The following is a 15,840-nucleotide window of genomic DNA, read 5'->3' as shown; positions in this document are numbered from 1 at the left end:
TCGCAGTGGGGCGTGTCCTGACCGCGTCGCGGCGCCATCTGTCGGGTCGCCAACTGTGACCAACCTTACTCGACTTGACGTGCGGATATGTTCTGTGCTCTGATTGCTTTTGTCCATTTGGACAGAGAGATGGCAGCAAACGAACAAACAAGCACAGCCGGCCGTCCGGTCATGGCGGCCTCGCGCCGCCGGTCGATCGTCGACCTCCTGCACCGCGACGGCGAGGTCACCGTCGCCGCGCTCGAGGAGCAGTTCGGCGTCTCGTCGATGACGGCGCGCCGCGACCTGGCCGAGCTCGAGCGCCAGGGCCTCGCCCGCCGCACGCACGGCGGCGCCGTGCTGCCGGGGGTCGCCGCGCACGAGGACTCCTTTCAGCACCGGCTCGGGATCGACACCGGCGCCAAGCGCCGTCTCGGCGAGGCCGCGGCCGCGATGGTCGCCCCGCACGAGACCGTCTACGTCGACTCCTCCTCGACCTGCTGGCACGCCGCGCAGGCGATCGTCGCCGCGCGCACCCCGGTCACGATCGTCACCAACTCCGTCCCGGTGATGGAGCTGGTCGGCGCCGCCGACCAGGCGAACGTCGAGCTGATCGGCGTCGGCGGCTCGATGCGCAGACTGACGCGCTCGTTCGTCGGCCCGCACGCCGTCCGCACGGTCCTGGAGCACTTCGCCGACAAGGTCTTCCTGTCCGTCAAGGGACTCTCCCGCGACGGCACCCTGACCGACGCCGACCCGCTGGAGGCGGAGGTCAAGCGCGCGATGATCAGCCACGCCGAGGAGCCCGTGCTGCTGATCGACGGAAGCAAGCTGCACACGCGCGGCCTGGCCGCGATCACGAGCGTCGACCAGCTCGCCTGCGTCCTGGTCGACGAGGCTTCGAACGAAGACGTCGCGTCGCTGCGCGCGACCGGCATCGACGTGCGCCGGGTCCCCACGGACCGCGCGCGCCATGGGAGCGAGGTATGAGCAACACATCGAACAGTGCGCCGCCGCGGCTCGCGCTGAGCGGCGCGAGCAAGAGCTTCGGCGCCGTCCACGCATTGCGCGACGCGACGCTCGAGCTGTACGGCGGCCACGTGCGCGCCCTGCTCGGCGAGAACGGCGCCGGCAAGTCGACGCTCGTGAAGACGCTCGCCGGCGTCTACCGGCCCGACCAGGGCACGGTGCTCGTCGACGGCGAGCCGGTCGACTTCCACGGACCGCTCGACGCGCGCGACAAGGGCATCGCGATCATCTACCAGGAGCCGACGCTCTTCCCCGACCTGACGGTCGCCGAGAACGTCTTCATGGGCCGCCAGCCGCTGTCGGCCGGCAAGCGGATCGACAAGGGCGAGCTGCACAGACGCACCGCGGAGCTGTTCACGCAGCTCGGCGTCGCGATCGCACCGGAGCGCCCCGTCCGCGGCCTCTCGATCGCCGACCAGCAGCTCGTCGAGATCGCCAAGGCGCTCTCCTTCGACGCGCGCGTCCTGATCATGGACGAGCCGACCGCCGCCCTCTCGGGCAACGAGGTCGAGCGCCTCTTCCGCGTCACGCGAACGCTCAGAGAGCAGGGCGCGGCGATCATGTTCATCTCGCATCGCCTCGAGGAGATCTTCGCGATCTGCGACCACGTCACCGTCATGCGTGACGGCGCGGTCACCTACAACGGCGACCTCGAGGGCAAGACGACCGACGACCTCGTGCGCTGGATGGTCGGCCGCGACATCGACCAGCTCTTCCCGAAGGTCGCGTCGGAGATCGGCAAGCCGGTCCTCACGGTCGAGCGGCTGACGCGCGAAGGCGTCTTCTTCGACGTCTCCTTCGAGGTCAAGGCCGGCGAGATCGTCGCCCTCTCGGGCCTCGTCGGCGCCGGCCGCTCGGAGGTCGCGCGCGCGATCTTCGGGATCGACAGAGCCGACGGCGGCCACGTCGAGGTGCTCGGCAGAAGGCTGCCGAACGCCAAGCCGACCGCCGCGATGCGCGCCGGGATCGGCTTCGTGCCGGAGGACCGCCGTCAGCAGGGCCTCGTGATGGACCTTTCGATCGCGCGCAACGCGACGATGACGCGGATGCGCTCGCTGGCGCCCGGCGGCATCATCCGCGCCGCCAGAGAGCGCGCGCTCGCGAGCGAGTGGGCGACCCGCCTGCAGCTGAAGTACCACCGCCTCGACGACACCGTCGGGACGCTCTCCGGCGGCAACCAGCAGAAGGTCGTGCTGGCGAAGTGGCTGGCGACCGAGCCGAAGGTGCTGATCATCGACGAGCCGACCCGCGGCATCGACGTCGGCACCAAGGCCGAGGTCCACCGCCTCATCTCCGAGCTGGCGTCGAGAGGTCTCGCGGTGCTGATGATCTCCTCGGAGCTGCCCGAGGTGCTGGGGATGGCCGACCGCGTGCTCGTGATGCACGAGGGCCGCCTGACCGGCGAGTTCAGCCGCGCGGAGGCAAACGAGGAGAACGTCATCCGGGCCGCGACGGGCCAGAAGGAGGAGGTCGCGGCATGAGCACCGCAGACGTCGCAGTAGACAGAAGGGAAGCGGGAGAGCGCGCACGCCGCCTCTCCGAGATGGTCTTCCGCATGCGCGAGCTGGGCATCGTCATCGCCCTGCTCGCGCTGATCGCCGTCACGGCGATCCTCGAGCCGCGCTTCATCGAGCTCGACTCGCTGAAGGACCTCGCCCGCAACGCCTCGATCATCGCGATCATCGCCGCGGGTCAGACGCTCGTCATCCTGACCAGAAACATCGACCTGTCGGTCGGCTCCGTGCTCGGCCTCGCCGCCTTCTTCTGCGGCGACATGCTGAGCAACCACGGCATGCCGATCATCGTCGCGATCCTGCTGTGCATCGGTCTCGGCGCCACCTGCGGAATCATCAACGGCGTCCTGACGACGTACGGCAGAGTGCCGGCGCTCGTCGTCACGCTCGGCACGATGTACGTCTTCCGCGGGATCGCGTTCGTCTACACCGACGGCCGCCAGATCAACGCCGAGACGCTGCCGGACTCGTTCCTCAACATCGGCACGGGCACCATCCTCGGCATCCCGACGATCGCGTTGATCGCCTTCGTCGTCGTCGTGATCGTCGGCCTCTACCTGAGCAACTACCGCAGCGGGCGCGAGCTGTACGCGATCGGCTCCAACGACGCCGCCGCGAAGCTCGCCGGCATCCGCGTCGACCGCCGCGTCGTCGGCGCCTTCGTCGCCTCCGGCGCGCTCGCCGGCCTCGGCGGCGCGCTCTACGCGGCCCGCTTCGGCACCGTCGACGCGACCGCCGGCACCGGCTACGAGCTGACCGTCATCTCGGCCGCCGTCGTCGGCGGCGTCGCGATCAACGGCGGCGTCGGCTCGGTCTACGGCGCCGCGATCGGCGCGATCCTGCTCGGCTGCATCACCTCGTCCCTGATCGTGCTCCGGATCGACTCGTTCTGGCAGCAGGCCGCCGTCGGCGCCCTGCTGATCGCCGCGATCGCCTTCGACCGCCTCGTCGGGCTCCGACTCGACGCGGCCCTGCGACAGCGGAGCGCACGCCGTGCCTGAGCTCGCCACCACCACCCCCAGCGCCGGCGGCACGCCGCCGGCCGCGCCGAGCAAGAGCGGCGTCAGATTCGACCCCAGCAACCTGGTGCGCTGGGAGACGCTGATCGTCGGCCTGATCATCGTCGTGCTGTTCGTCGGCTCGGGCCTGTCCGAGCAGTTCTTCACGGCGGCGTCGTTCACGACGGGCTCGTTCGACATGATCGAGGTCGCGCTGATCGCGCTGCCGATGACGCTGATCGTCATCACGGGCGAGATCGACCTCTCCGTCGCCTCGATCCTCGGCCTCTCCAGCGCCTTGATGGGCGAGCTGTGGAACGCCGGCCTGCCGCTCGAGCTGATCATGCCGATCTGCATCGCGATGGGCGCGGTCTGCGGCGTCGTCAACGGCTTCCTCGTGACGCAGCTCGGCCTGCCGTCGCTGGCCGTCACGATCGGCACGCTCGGCCTCTATCGCGGTCTCGCGCTCGTGATCCTCGGCGACGAGTCGATCACCTCGTTCCCGAGCGCGTGGACCGAGAGAGCGTTCGGCACGATCAACGACGGCTGGTTCCCGAACGTGATGGTCATATTCGTGATCCTCGCCGTGCTGTTCGCGATAGCGCTGCACGCGACCCCGTTCGGCCGCTCGATCTACGCGATCGGCGCCAACAAGGAGGCCGCGCGCTTCAGCGGCATCCGCACCAAGCGCATCACGATGAGCCTCTACGTGCTGGCCGGCGCCGTCGCCGCGCTCGCGGGCATCGTGATGACGCTGCGCAACTCGACCGCCGCCGCCAACGTCGGCGTCGGCCTCGAGCTGACGGTCGTCGCCGCGGTGCTGCTCGGCGGCGTCTCGATCTTCGGCGGTAAGGGATCGCTCTTCGGAGTCATCCTCGCCGTCTTCCTCTTGGGCGCGATCCAGAAGGCGCTGCTGCTTGCAGACGGCGTCTCGTCGTACTGGATCCAGATCGTCACCGGAACCCTGCTCGTGGTCTCGGTGCTCGGCCCCAACCTCGTCGTGCGGGCGCGGGAGGCCCGTACACGAGCAACACGCTCACGCGCCCCCGGGGCGGCGCCACCAGCGACCACCACGACCAAGCCCCGCAAGGAGGAGGATCGATGAGTCTTTTCCATCGGTCGCGCGCGCTGTGGGTCGCCGTTCTGGCGATCGTGCTCGCGATGGTCGTCGCCGCATGCGGCGACACCAAGGACGACACCGAGACGTCGGCGAGCAGCGCGCCTGCCACGACGGCTGACGGTGGTGCCGCGGCGAACGCCGACGGTGAGTACAGAAGAGGCCTCAAGGCCATCGTCATGCCGAAGCAGCTCGGGAACCCGTACGAGGAGCTCGAGGACAGCGGCACGGTCGAGGCATTCGAGGAGCTCGGCGGCGAGGCCAGCATCGAGGGCCCGACCGACGCCGGCGCGTCGTCGCAGGTGCCGATCCTGCAGTCGGCGATTCAGAAGCAGCCGGACGCCATCATCCTGGCGGCCAACGACCCGAACGCGGTCGCGCCAGTCCTGAAGCAGGCGATCGCCAGAGACATCAGAGTCGTCACGCAGGACTCGGATGCCGCTCCGGACGCCCGTCAGATCTTCATCAACCAGGCGACGACCGAGGGCATCGGCGAGTCGCTCGCGAGAATGGCCTCGCAGGTGACCGGTGGCAGAGGCGAGATAGCGGTCCTGTCCGCGACCGCCAACGCGACCAACCAGAACGCCTGGATCAGAGTCCTCAGAGAGAGACTGGAGACGCCTGAGTACTCCGGCCTGAGACTCGTCAAGGTCGCCTACGGTGACGACGACGACCAGAAGTCGTTCCAGGAGACGCAGGGCCTGCTGTCGGCCTACCCGAACCTGAGAGCGATCGTCGCGCCGACCACCGTCGGCATCGCGGCCGCCGCGCGCTACCTGTCGACCTCCCCGAAGAAGGGCAGAGTGCAGGTCACCGGTCTCGGCACGCCGGACCAGATGCGCAAGTTCGTCAAGGACGGGACCTCCGAGGTCTTCGCCCTGTGGAACCCGAAGGACGTCGGCTACCTCGGCGGCTACGCGGCCGCCGCTCTGGCCTCCGGCATCATCACCGGTGCCGAGGGCGAGAGATTCGAGGCCGGTCGCCTCGGCGAGAGAGAGATCCTCGCCAACGGCGAGATCGTCCTCGGCCCGCCGACGGAGTTCACCAGAGAGAACATCGACGACTTCAGATTCTGATGTCGTCCACGACCGTCCCCAGCAGCACCACGGTCGTGGCGAAGGCGACCCGACCCGCGCAGCGCGCGCGGGTCGGGGTCTTCGGCATCGGCCTCGAGGCATATTGGCCCCAGTTCGCGGGTCTGAAGGAGCGTTGCGAGGGCTACCAGGCGCGCGTTGAAGAGCGTGTGCGCGAGCTTGGCGCGGATGTTGTCAGCGCGGGCCTGGTCGACACCGCGCAGGGCGGCCGCGCCGCGGGCGACCTGTTCGCCCAGCAGCAGGTCGACCTGGTGCTCTGCCATGCCGTCACGTATGCGACCTCCAGCGTCGTGATCCCGGCGTTGCAGGAGGCGGGCGTGCCCGTCGTCCTGCTCGGCCTGCAGCCGACGAGAACGCTCGACTACGAGCAGACCGACACGGGCGAGTGGCTGGCCAACTGCGCCGCCTGCTGCGTCCCGGAGATCGCCGGCGCCTGCGTGCGCTCCGGCATCCAGTACGACACCGTCGCCGGCACGATCGACGACGACGAGCGCGCCTGGGACAAGATCGCCGCATGGGTGCGCGCCGCCGGCGCCGCGCGTGCGCTGCGCCGCTCGCGCATCGGCTTCATGGGCCACGCCTATGCCGGCATGCTCGACATGTACACCGACTTCACGATGGTGCACGGCCAGCTCGGCGCGCACGTCGAGGTGCTTGAGATCGACGACCTCGGCGCGCGTGTCGCGCAGGTCACCGACGCGGAGCGCACGGCGAAGGAGACGGAGATCCGCGAGATGTTCGCGTTCGCCGACGCGTCGACCGATCCGATCGCCGCGCCGATCGAGCAGGAGCAGCTCGACTGGTCCGCGCGCGTCGCCGTCGGCCTCGACAAGCTCGCCGAGGACTTCGAGCTGGACGCGCTGACGTACTTCTACCGCGGCGTCGACGGCAACGAGTCCGAGCGGCTCGGCGCCGGCGTGATCGTCGGCAACTCGCTGCTCACCGCGCGCGGGATCCCGACGGCCGGCGAGGCCGACATCAAGACGAACATCGCGCAGCTGCTGCTCGACCGCCTCGGCGCGGGCGGCTCCTACACCGAGTTCTACGGCCTCGACTTCGACGAGGACTTCATCCTGATGGGCCACGACGGCCCCGGGCACCTCGCGATCGCGCAGGAGCAGCCGACGCTGCGCAACCTGAAGGTCTTCCACGGCAAGCGCGGCGCCGGCCTGTCGGTCGAGCAGAAGGTGCGCTTCGGCCCGATCACGATCGTCGGCTGCACGCAGACCGCGGACGGCAGGCTGAAGCTGATCGTCGGCGAGGGCGAGTCGGTTCCCGGCGCGACCTTCAAGATCGGCAACACGAACTCGCGGCTCGTCTTTCCGAGCAAGCCGGCGGACTTCTTCGAGCGCTGGTGCGAGGAGGGCCCGACCCACCACGTCGCGCTCGGCGTCGGCCACGTCGCCGCCGAGGTCCGCAACGTCGCGAAGCTGCTCGGCCTGCAGTACGCAGAGGTTCGTTGAGCATGCAGCGGATCTGCTTCACGCTGACGGTGCCGGTCGAGCATCACGCCGCCTACAAGGAGGCGCATGCTGCCGTCTGGCCGGAGATGCGCGAAGCGCTGAGCGAGGCCGGCTGGCACAACTACTCGCTCTTCCTGCGGCCCGACGGGCTGTTGATCGGCTACCTCGAGACGGACGACTTCGAGGCGGCGCAGAAGAAGATGTCGGTCACCGAGGTGAACACCCGCTGGCAGACGGAGATGTCAAAGCTGTTCGGCAACCGTCCCGACGAGGCGATGGTTCCGATCGAGGAGGTGTTTCACCTTGAGTAGTGCGCAGGCACTTGCTCGCTACATCGCGGTCGACCTTGGTGCGGAGTCCGGTCGCGTCCAGCTCGGAACGGTCGCCGGCGGCCGCGTGAAGCTGGAGGAGATCCACCGCTTCGCCAACGGCCCGGTGCGGCTCCCGAACGGACTGCACTGGGACGTGCTCGGCATCCACCGCGAGATCCTCACCGGGATCAAGGCGGCGGCGCGTCGCGCCGACGGCCCGATCGACGGCATCGCCGTCGACGCCTGGGGCTGCGACTACGGGCTGCTCGACCGCGACGGCGACCTGCTCGGCAACCCCTTCCACTACCGCGACCATCGCACCGACGGCGTGATGGAGCAGGTGCTGGAGCAGATCCCCGCCGAGGAGATCTACGGCGCGACCGGCATCCAGTTCATGCCGTTCAACACGATCTTCCAGCTCGCCGCGCACAAGGGCAGCGCGCAGCTCGATGCCGCCAGAGCGCTCGCGACGATCCCCGACCTGCTCGCCTACTGGCTCTGCGGACGCCTCGCCGGCGAGCGCACGGCCGCCTCGACGACGCAGCTGCTCGACGTCCACACCGGCGACTGGGCGCGCGAGCTGGCCGTCCGCATCGGCATCCCGGCGCAGATCCTGCCGCCGCTGGTCGACGCCGGTACGGTGCTGGCGCCGCTGCGGCCCGAGATCGCCGCCGAGTCGGGGCTCGATCCCGTCCCCGACGTGATCGCGATCGGCGCCCACGACACCGCCTCGGCGGTCGTCTCGGTGCCGGCCAGAGGCAAGGACTTCGCCTACCTCTCCAGCGGCACCTGGTCGCTGCTGGGGATGGAGCTGGACGAGCCGGTCACGAGTGAGGAGGCGCGCGCCTACAACCTCACCAACGAGGGCGGCGTCGACGGCACGATCCGCCTGCTGCGCAACGTGATGGGCCTCTGGCTCGTGCAGGAGTGCCGCCGTCAGTGGGCGCGCGAGGGCGTCGACCACGACTACGACGCGCTCCACCGGATGGCGCAGGCGACCCCGCTCGGCGGTCCGCTGATCGACCCCGACGCACCCGAGCTGCTGCACCCCGGCGACATGCCGGCGCGGATCGCGGAGCTGTGCATCCGCTCCGGGCAGGAGCCGCCGAAGGACGCCGGCGCGACGATCCGCACGGCGCTGGAGTCGCTCGCCTGCAAGTACCGCCTCGTGCTGGAGCGGATCGAGCGCGTCGCCGGCCGCCGCGCCGAGGTCGTCCACGTCGTCGGCGGCGGCTCGCGCAACGCGACGCTCTGCCAGCTCGCCGCGGACATCCTCGACCGCCCGGTCCACGCCGGACCGATCGAGGCGACCGCGCTCGGCAACGTGATGACGCAGGCGCTGGCGCAGGGGAAGGTCGACTCGCTCGCGGAGATCCGCGAGATCGTCGGCGCCTCGTTCTCCTCCGACGTCTACGAGCCCTCGACCGACCGCGCCGCCTACGAAGAGCTGTACGCGCGCTTCCTCTCCGTGACTGGTCTTGCACCCGTCGCCGACTTCGCACCCACCCAAGGAACCAACCCCTGATGTCTGACACCAGCCGTACCGACTACGACCGTTTGGTCGAGCGCCTGTCGGCGCGCGGCCTGGACGTGGCGGCGATCGAGCAGCGCCTCGCCGACCATCGCATCGAGACCCCGTCGTGGGGCTATGCGAACGCCGGCACGCGCTTCGGCTCCTACCCGCCCGCGGGTCTGCCGAGCACCCCGTTCGAGAAGTTCGACGACGCCGCCGAGGTCCACCGCCTCACCGGCATCACGCCGTCGGTCGCGATCCACATCCCGTGGGACCAGCTCGAGAACTACGGCGAGCTGAAGGCGCACGCCGAGTCGCTCGGGCTCGAGGTCGGCACCGTCAACCCGAACCTGTTCGGCGACCAGCGCTACAAGCTCGGCTCGCTCGCCAACCCCGACGCCGCCGTGCGCCGGCTCGCGACCGATCACATGCTCGAGTGCATCGAGATCGCGCGCGAGGTCGGCTCGACCGGCCTCTCGCTGTGGCTGCCCGACGGCACCAACTACGCCGGCCAGGACTCGTTCGTCGCGCGCCGCCGCCGGCTGCACGAGTCGCTCTCCGAGGTCTACGCCGCGCTCGACGCCGACATGGAGCTGCTGGTCGAGTACAAGCTCTACGAGCCGGCCTTCTACGCCTCCGAGCTGGCCGACTGGGGCGCGTCGCTGCTGACCTGCCAGAAGCTCGGCCCGAAGGCGAAGGTGCTGGTCGACCTCGGTCACCACGCGCAGGGCGTCAACATCGAGCAGATCGTCGCCTTCCTGGACGACGAGGACCGCCTCGGCGGCTTCCACTTCAACAACCGCAAGTACGGCGACGACGACCTGATCGTCGGTTCGGTCAACCCGTTCGAGCTGTTCTTGATCTACACGGAGCTGGCGGCGATGCCGACGCTCCCGCGGCTCACGATCGACCAGGCGTTCATCGTCGAGCACAAGATCGAGGGGATGGTCCTCTCGGTCGTCAATCTGCAGGAGGCCTTCGCGAAGGCGCTGCTCGTCGACCGTGTCGCGCTCGCTGAGCGCCAGGCGGCCGGCGACGTCCTCGGGGCGCACGAGCTGCTGCTCGACGCGTTCCGCACGGACGTGCGGCCGCTGACCGCGAAGGTCCGTGAGGAGAAGGGCGCGGCGGCCGATCCCGTCGCCGCGTTCCGCGACGGCGACTGGTGGGAGCGTGTCGGCTCGCGCCGCACCGCCGCCGCGACTACGGGAGGACTTGGCGCATGAGCCAGACGACTGACACGACCTCGACGGCGGCGCCGGTGGCGCCGCGCGCCGACAGCCTCTACGACGCCGCGAAGGCGCCGAAGGGCGGGCTCGACGAGCTCGTCTACCGCAGCAACCTGCTCGGTGCCAACCGCGCCGTGTCGAACTACGGCGGCGGCAACACCTCGTCGAAGAGCAAGGAGACCGACCACACCGGCCGCGAGGTCGACGTGCTGTGGGTCAAGGGCTCGGGCTCGGACCTCGCGACGATGGGCGCGAAGAACTTCACCGGTCTGCGGCTCGACGAGATCCTGCCGCTGATCGAGCGCGACGAGATGGTCGACGAGGAGATGGTCGCCTACCTCTCCCGCTCGCAGGTCGCGCCCGAGATGCCGCGCTCCTCGATCGAGACGCTGCTGCACGCGTTCGTGCCGGCCCCCGAGGTCGACCACACGCACCCCGACGCGATCAACATGCTCGCGGGTGCCGAGAACGGCGAGCAGTTCGTGAAGGAGGTCTTCGGCGACGAGGCCGTCTGGGTCCCGTACATCCGCCCGGGCTTCACGCTCGCCAAGCAGGTCGGTCTCGCCGCGCGCGGCGAGGGCGTCCGCTTCGTGATCCTCGCCAAGCACGGCCTCGTCACCTGGGGTCAGACCGGCGAGGAGTCGTACGCGAACACGATCGAGGCGATCAACCGCGCCGCCGACTACGTCTCCGGCAAGGCGAAGGCCCGCTTCGGCGGCGCCGCGCGCGAGCCGCTCTCGGGCGAGCAGCGCGACGAGCTGCTGGCCGACCTGCTGCCCGCGATCCGCGGCGCGGTCTCCAGCGAGCGCGCGAAGATCCTCCAGGTCGACGCCTCGCCCTCGACGCTGGAGTTCGTCTCCTCCGTCGACGCGCCGACGCTGTCGCAGGTCGGCGCCGCCTGCCCCGACCACCTCGTCCACACGAAGCGGATCCCGCTTTGGATCTCGTACGACCCGGCGTCGGACGACGTCGAGACGCTGTCGGCGCGCGTGCGCGAGGCGGCCGCGACGTACCGCAAGGAGTACGTCGAGGACTACTTCACGCCGAACGCGCAGTCGGGCGAGACGCTCGGCGATCCCGATCCGCGTGTCGTCCTGATCCAGGGCGTCGGCATGGTCTCGGTCGGCACGACGCTGAAGAACGCGCGCCTGGCGCGTGACCTCTACCACCGCGCGATCGAGGTGATGGGCGGCGCCTCGGCGATCGACTCGTTCACCTCGCTGACGGCGCCGGAGTCGTTCGCGGTCGAGTACTGGCCGCTGGAGCTGTACAAGCTGGCGCAGGCCCCGCCGCCGCGCGAGCTGCAGGGCAAGATCGCTCTGGTCACGGGTGCCGCCGGCGGCATCGGCGGCTCGATCCTCGACGCGCTCGCGTCACAGGACGCGGTCGTGATCGCCGCTGACATCGACGCCGCGGGCGCCGAGCGCGTCGCCGGCGAGTACGGCGACGAGGGCCTCGGCGTGGCGATGGACGTGACCAGCGAGGAGGCCGTCCAGGCCGCCTACCGCCACGCCGTCCTGACCTACGGCGGCGTCGACGTGATCGTCTCCAACGCCGGCATCGCCTCCAGCGCGCCGATCGAGGAGACGAGCGTCGAGATGTGGGATCGCAACCACTCGATCCTGACGCGCGGCTACTTCCTCGTCGCGCGCGAGGCGTTCAAGATCCTGCGCCGCCAGGACAACGGCGGCAGCGTCGTCTTCGTCGCGTCGAAGAACGCGCTCGTGGCGGGCAAGAACGCGGCCGCGTACTCGTCGGCCAAGGCCGCGGAGCTGCATCTGGCCCGCTGCCTCGCCGAGGAGGGCGGCGCCGCCGGCATCCGCGTCAACACGGTCAACCCGGACGCGGTCCTGCAGGGCTCGAGAATCTGGGGCTCGTCGTGGCGCGAGGAGCGCGCCGCGGCGTACAACATCGACCCCGACCAGCTCGAGGAGCACTACCGCGCTCGCACGACGCTGAAGGTCAACATCCTGCCGGAGGACATCGCCCAGGCGGTGCTCCACTTCGCCTCGCCCGTCCGCTCGGGCAAGTCGACCGGCAACGTGCTGAACGTCGACGGAGGCGTCCCCGCCGCGTACTCGCGGTAGGTCGCCCTTCCCGACACCCTCCCCTTGGAGCCGCGCGCCCGGTCTGCAGCGCGGCTCCGACACCCCGGCGCCGCGCCCCCTCGGTCTCAAGCGCGGCGCCGGTTCCGAGGTCCGCGCGTCACCCCTCGATCCCGGCGCGCGGCCTCCCCACGGCGAGCTGCCCGCCCCGCGCCCCATCCGCGCGGGGCGGGGGTTCGCCGGTTTGCTTTGGGGGGAACGTGGATCTGCACCAGTCGTCACATTGCGCGCCCAGCGGCGGCACGCCGTGGCATGTTCGGTGTGCTGGAACGGACACGACGCTTGACGCTCCTTTTTTAGGTGCGTAAGGTTGGTGTGGCGTGCGGCACTTTGTCTGAGATCGAGTCAAGGGGGTGTCATGGATCCCGTGCGCGCTCGTGTATCGCCGTAAATAGGAGAGTGCATCCATGTCAAATAGATGGGTTCATGCCCTGATAGCCAGCATCATCGCGACAGTCGCGTTCAGCGCTGTGGTGGGTTCAGCAAGCGCTACGAGATTCTCAATCAATCCCCTAAGTGCGACGGCTACCGGTATCCTGACGTTGAGTGCTTCCGGGCTCACAACTACGTGCAATCTCACTCTTGCGCTCCTAACCCCGAACACGATAGCCAAGGTCGTCGGTCAGCCGATAGGAACGCTCCTACTAACCGGGGTCGGTAGAACTGTGGTTTCTGGCTGCAGCGCGGTTATCAGAACGGTAACTGTCCTAAACGGCATTGTTCTGAGCTATACGTCGTTCACGGGAACGCTACCGAATATATCGGCAATAACGACAGATGTGCGGAGCAATGGGCCCGGCTTCCTAATCCTATATACCATCGGCGCGCTATGTCTATATAACGCACTTGGAATTCGAGCTGTCTTCAACCGCAATCCCGTCACGGGTGAAATCACAAGTGTCACCGTCAGTACCCCGGGCGTGCTTGCCGTTACAGACCTAATTGGAGCGGGCTGCCCAACGGGAGCAAAGTTGGCAGGGAACCTCGTCGTGCGGCCGCCACGTCCAGTCGTAACGCTAATATAGTGGCCGGATAATCCAGTATTGCTTGAGCGTGGGCGGAGCCCTAAGGGGGTCCGCCCACGGCGAAGACGTCACACCGGGCCTCGATGCCGCGGCTCGGCGTGCGGCCGGGGCGCGTGCTCGCGAGTGCGACGCCGCTCAGTACGTCTGCTGGATGATCGTGGCGACCTTGCCGACGTCGTCGTTGGCGGCGAAGACGCCGTTGATGTCGTCGTAGATGCCGTTGGCGACGACGATCGAGAAGGCGAGGCGGCGGCCGCTCTTGGCGTCGATGTAGCCGCCGAGGGCCTTCGCCGGCAGGCGGTAGCGGTCGTTGAAGAAGTCGGGCGCGGCGAGCGATCCCGTCTTCGCGAAGACTCTGCCGGTCGCCGGTCCGTTCGGCTGCACGAGCGCGAGCGAGCCGTCGACGCCGAGGATCGGCAGCGTCGCGCGCCACTGCGCCGCGTCGGGGCGTCTCGCCATGATCGACTGCAGGTGGACCTCGTTGTCGGCGGTGATCAGGTTGCCGGTCAGGCCGGAGCCGTCGATGAGGGTCGCGTTCTTCGTGTCGAGGCCCGCTCTGCGCCAGATCTGCGCCGCCTTCGCCATGCCGGCGTCGCAGTCGGTGCTGCCGGCGGCGACCGCGAGCCGGCAGATCATCGTCTGCGCCCCGCGGTTGTAGCTGACCTTCAGCGTGTAGGTCGCCTCTTCGCGCAGCGACAGCGATCTCAGTTGCGCGACCGCCGGCAGCCGCGTCACGGCGGCTCTGCGGGGGAGGCGCTGCGCGGGGTTGGTCGCGATCGGGTTGGCGCTGACGCGGACGCCGGCCCGTCCGAGCGCCTCGATGAACGCGGTGCGCGCGAACGTCGCCGGGTCCTCGAACGCGTACGTGTTGACGACCGGGTCGCTGTCGACGGCGATCGTGCCCGTCAGCACCACGCGACCGTGCGATGGGGAGGAGACGGCGATCTGCGTCGGCTTGCCGGCGGCGACCGTCTTGACGCGGCTGGTCACCCTCCACGGCGCGACCTTCGGGCGCATCTGCGTCGCGGCGACCTGGCCGACTCTGCCGGCCCGCGTCGTGAAGTCGATCAGGTTGTTGTTGACGACGATCGGGGTGATCGGGCCGTTCTCGAGCTGGTAGGTCTCCCACAGGCGGTCGTCGGCGATCACGTTGCCTGCGACGCGTCTGATCCCCGCCGCCCGCACCTGTCTGGCGAGCACGTCGAGGCCTCTGAGCGGGTTCTGCGGCGTCAGCGTCGCGCCGGGCAGCACGTTGGCGTCGTTGTGGTCGAGATCGGTGAAGGCGACGCTGCCGTCGCGCTTGGTGCGGCCGTCGAGCGTCATGTCGCCCTTGCCGACGAGGATCAGATCGCCGCGCAGCACGCCTCCGCGGACCTGGCCTCTGCGCTTGACCGGCGTGACGACATGCGACTCAGGGCCGAACTCGATCCACCCGGCGCCCATGCTGTACGTCTTGACGACCGATCCCGGCTCGACGAGCGTGTCGGCGTTGTAGGAGATCAGCGGCTGGCCGCTGGCGAGATCCCGCACCGAGATGAACCACTGCCCCGACGCGTACGCCGGCTCGTTCATCACCGTCAGCGCCGACGGGTCGAGCCCCGGCACCGACTGGATCGGGGCCGCCTGGGCGCTCGACCCGGCCAGGGAGGTCAGCGCCACTGCTGCGGCACCGATCCACGCACGTCTCATCACGGCAACGTCCTTGCTTCGCTGATCGATTTCGCGCGCGCGACGCCGGTCAGCGCGCCGCCATCGCTGCCGCCGCAGTGTAGAGCGCGGTCAGATGGCCGACCAGCTCGGCGGCGCTCGCGGGAGCGCGGCCGGTGGCGGAGGCGATCAGCGCCTCAGCGATGCCGCCGGAGATCACCAGCGCGCTGAGCTCGAGGCTGCGGCGGTCGACCGTGCTCGGATCGGCGCTGAGGCCGACCATCAGGCGCGCGGCGAGCGCGCCGAACGCCTCGACCAGCCTGGCGCGGCGGGCGCGGAACTGCGGTGTCGCGAGCGACTCGACGAGCGTGACGCGGACGGTGCGGGGGTCGGCGGTGAAATGCTCGGCAAGGGCGGTCAGGACGCCCGCGGCGCGCTCCTGCGGCGAGCGACCGGGCGCGACCGCGGCGGCGCGGACGACCGCCTCGATCTGCTCAGCGGCGCGGTCGACGACGGCGAGGAAGAGCGCCTCGCGGCTGGCGAACTGCTCGTAGAAGTAGCGCTGGCTGAGCCTCGCCTCGCGGCAGACGTCGAGCACGGTGCTGGCCGCCCAGCCGCGCTCGCCGAAGACCTCCAGGCCGGCGGCGAGAAACTGCTCGCGCCGGCGCTGTTCGCGCTCGGTCGGGGTCATGCCGCCCCAGACGCGGCCGCTGTCGGTACTCATCTGAACGCGCTCCGTGGCACGGCCTGATCGTCGCACAGGAGTCACCGCCGCGCGCGCGAGTGGAACGGACGCTTACAACTTGAAACGCTTCGTTC

General features: G+C 69.5%; 12 protein-coding genes. 10 read left to right on the top strand and 2 right to left on the bottom strand.

Annotation, left to right across the window (positions count from 1 at the left end):
* Positions 1 to 171: 171 nt before the first annotated feature.
* The 10 genes from R7226_RS11315 to R7226_RS11270 are packed head-to-tail and all read left to right on the top strand — an operon-like array spanning position 172 to position 12,331.
* Complete coding sequence (locus R7226_RS11315) at positions 172 to 969, top strand: DeoR/GlpR family DNA-binding transcription regulator (protein ID WP_318597263.1); 798 nt, start codon at positions 172 to 174, stop codon at positions 967 to 969.
* On the top strand, positions 966 to 2,489 hold the full coding sequence (locus tag R7226_RS11310) for a sugar ABC transporter ATP-binding protein (RefSeq protein WP_318597261.1): 1,524 nt from the start codon (positions 966 to 968) through the stop codon (positions 2,487 to 2,489). Before R7226_RS11315 ends, R7226_RS11310 begins: the two co-directional genes overlap by 4 nt.
* Positions 2,486 to 3,523, top strand: a complete 1,038-nt coding sequence (locus R7226_RS11305) for an ABC transporter permease (protein ID WP_318597260.1) — start codon at positions 2,486 to 2,488, stop codon at positions 3,521 to 3,523. The genes R7226_RS11310 and R7226_RS11305 overlap by 4 nt, the downstream gene beginning before the upstream one ends.
* Positions 3,516 to 4,625: an ABC transporter permease gene (locus R7226_RS11300; RefSeq protein WP_318597259.1), complete on the top strand. Its 1,110-nt coding sequence runs from the start codon at positions 3,516 to 3,518 to the stop codon at positions 4,623 to 4,625. The genes R7226_RS11305 and R7226_RS11300 overlap by 8 nt, the downstream gene beginning before the upstream one ends.
* Positions 4,622 to 5,713: a rhamnose ABC transporter substrate-binding protein gene (gene rhaS / locus R7226_RS11295; protein ID WP_318597258.1), complete on the top strand. Its 1,092-nt coding sequence runs from the start codon at positions 4,622 to 4,624 to the stop codon at positions 5,711 to 5,713. Before R7226_RS11300 ends, rhaS begins: the two co-directional genes overlap by 4 nt.
* The gene (locus R7226_RS11290) at positions 5,713 to 7,194 is read left to right on the top strand and encodes an L-fucose/L-arabinose isomerase family protein (protein WP_318597257.1); all 1,482 of its coding nucleotides are present in this window, start codon (positions 5,713 to 5,715) and stop codon (positions 7,192 to 7,194) included. Before rhaS ends, R7226_RS11290 begins: the two co-directional genes overlap by 1 nt.
* A 2-nt stretch (positions 7,195 to 7,196) precedes the next feature.
* On the top strand, positions 7,197 to 7,505 hold the full coding sequence (locus R7226_RS11285; RefSeq protein ID WP_318597256.1) for an L-rhamnose mutarotase: 309 nt from the start codon (positions 7,197 to 7,199) through the stop codon (positions 7,503 to 7,505).
* Complete coding sequence (locus tag R7226_RS11280) at positions 7,498 to 9,030, top strand: rhamnulokinase (protein WP_318597255.1); 1,533 nt, start codon at positions 7,498 to 7,500, stop codon at positions 9,028 to 9,030. The genes R7226_RS11285 and R7226_RS11280 overlap by 8 nt, the downstream gene beginning before the upstream one ends.
* Positions 9,030 to 10,241 carry an L-rhamnose isomerase gene (locus tag R7226_RS11275; protein WP_318597254.1) on the top strand — a complete coding sequence of 404 codons (1,212 nt, stop codon included), beginning with the start codon at positions 9,030 to 9,032 and terminating at the stop codon, positions 10,239 to 10,241. Before R7226_RS11280 ends, R7226_RS11275 begins: the two co-directional genes overlap by 1 nt.
* The gene (locus R7226_RS11270; RefSeq protein WP_318597253.1) at positions 10,238 to 12,331 is read left to right on the top strand and encodes a bifunctional aldolase/short-chain dehydrogenase; all 2,094 of its coding nucleotides are present in this window, start codon (positions 10,238 to 10,240) and stop codon (positions 12,329 to 12,331) included. The genes R7226_RS11275 and R7226_RS11270 overlap by 4 nt, the downstream gene beginning before the upstream one ends.
* A gap of 1,178 nt (positions 12,332 to 13,509) precedes the next feature.
* On the opposite strand, the gene dacB is transcribed toward R7226_RS11270, so the two are convergent.
* A complete protein-coding gene (gene dacB / locus R7226_RS11265; protein WP_318597252.1) occupies positions 13,510 to 15,063 on the bottom strand; it encodes a D-alanyl-D-alanine carboxypeptidase/D-alanyl-D-alanine endopeptidase in 1,554 nt (517 codons plus the stop codon).
* A gap of 49 nt (positions 15,064 to 15,112) precedes the next feature.
* A complete protein-coding gene (locus R7226_RS11260; protein ID WP_318597251.1) occupies positions 15,113 to 15,745 on the bottom strand; it encodes a TetR/AcrR family transcriptional regulator in 633 nt (210 codons plus the stop codon).
* Positions 15,746 to 15,840: the final 95 nt, after the last annotated feature.

Origin of the sequence: Conexibacter stalactiti (genome assembly GCF_033542075.1) — a bacterium.
GTDB classification, from domain to species: domain Bacteria; phylum Actinomycetota; class Thermoleophilia; order Solirubrobacterales; family Solirubrobacteraceae; genus Conexibacter; species Conexibacter stalactiti.
This window is presented reverse-complemented; position numbering and strand designations above follow the sequence as displayed.

Coding starts and splice junctions, on each gene's coding strand:
- R7226_RS11315 (WP_318597263.1), top strand. CDS start 172: ATGGCGGCCTCGCGCCGCCGGTCGATCGTCGACCTCCTGCACCGCGAC.
- R7226_RS11310 (WP_318597261.1), top strand. CDS start 966: ATGAGCAACACATCGAACAGTGCGCCGCCGCGGCTCGCGCTGAGCGGC.
- R7226_RS11305 (WP_318597260.1), top strand. CDS start 2,486: ATGAGCACCGCAGACGTCGCAGTAGACAGAAGGGAAGCGGGAGAGCGC.
- rhaS (WP_318597258.1), top strand. CDS start 4,622: ATGAGTCTTTTCCATCGGTCGCGCGCGCTGTGGGTCGCCGTTCTGGCG.
- R7226_RS11290 (WP_318597257.1), top strand. CDS start 5,713: ATGTCGTCCACGACCGTCCCCAGCAGCACCACGGTCGTGGCGAAGGCG.
- R7226_RS11285 (WP_318597256.1), top strand. CDS start 7,197: ATGCAGCGGATCTGCTTCACGCTGACGGTGCCGGTCGAGCATCACGCC.
- R7226_RS11275 (WP_318597254.1), top strand. CDS start 9,030: ATGTCTGACACCAGCCGTACCGACTACGACCGTTTGGTCGAGCGCCTG.
- R7226_RS11270 (WP_318597253.1), top strand. CDS start 10,238: ATGAGCCAGACGACTGACACGACCTCGACGGCGGCGCCGGTGGCGCCG.
- dacB (WP_318597252.1), bottom strand. CDS start 15,063: ATGAGACGTGCGTGGATCGGTGCCGCAGCAGTGGCGCTGACCTCCCTG.
- R7226_RS11260 (WP_318597251.1), bottom strand. CDS start 15,745: ATGAGTACCGACAGCGGCCGCGTCTGGGGCGGCATGACCCCGACCGAG.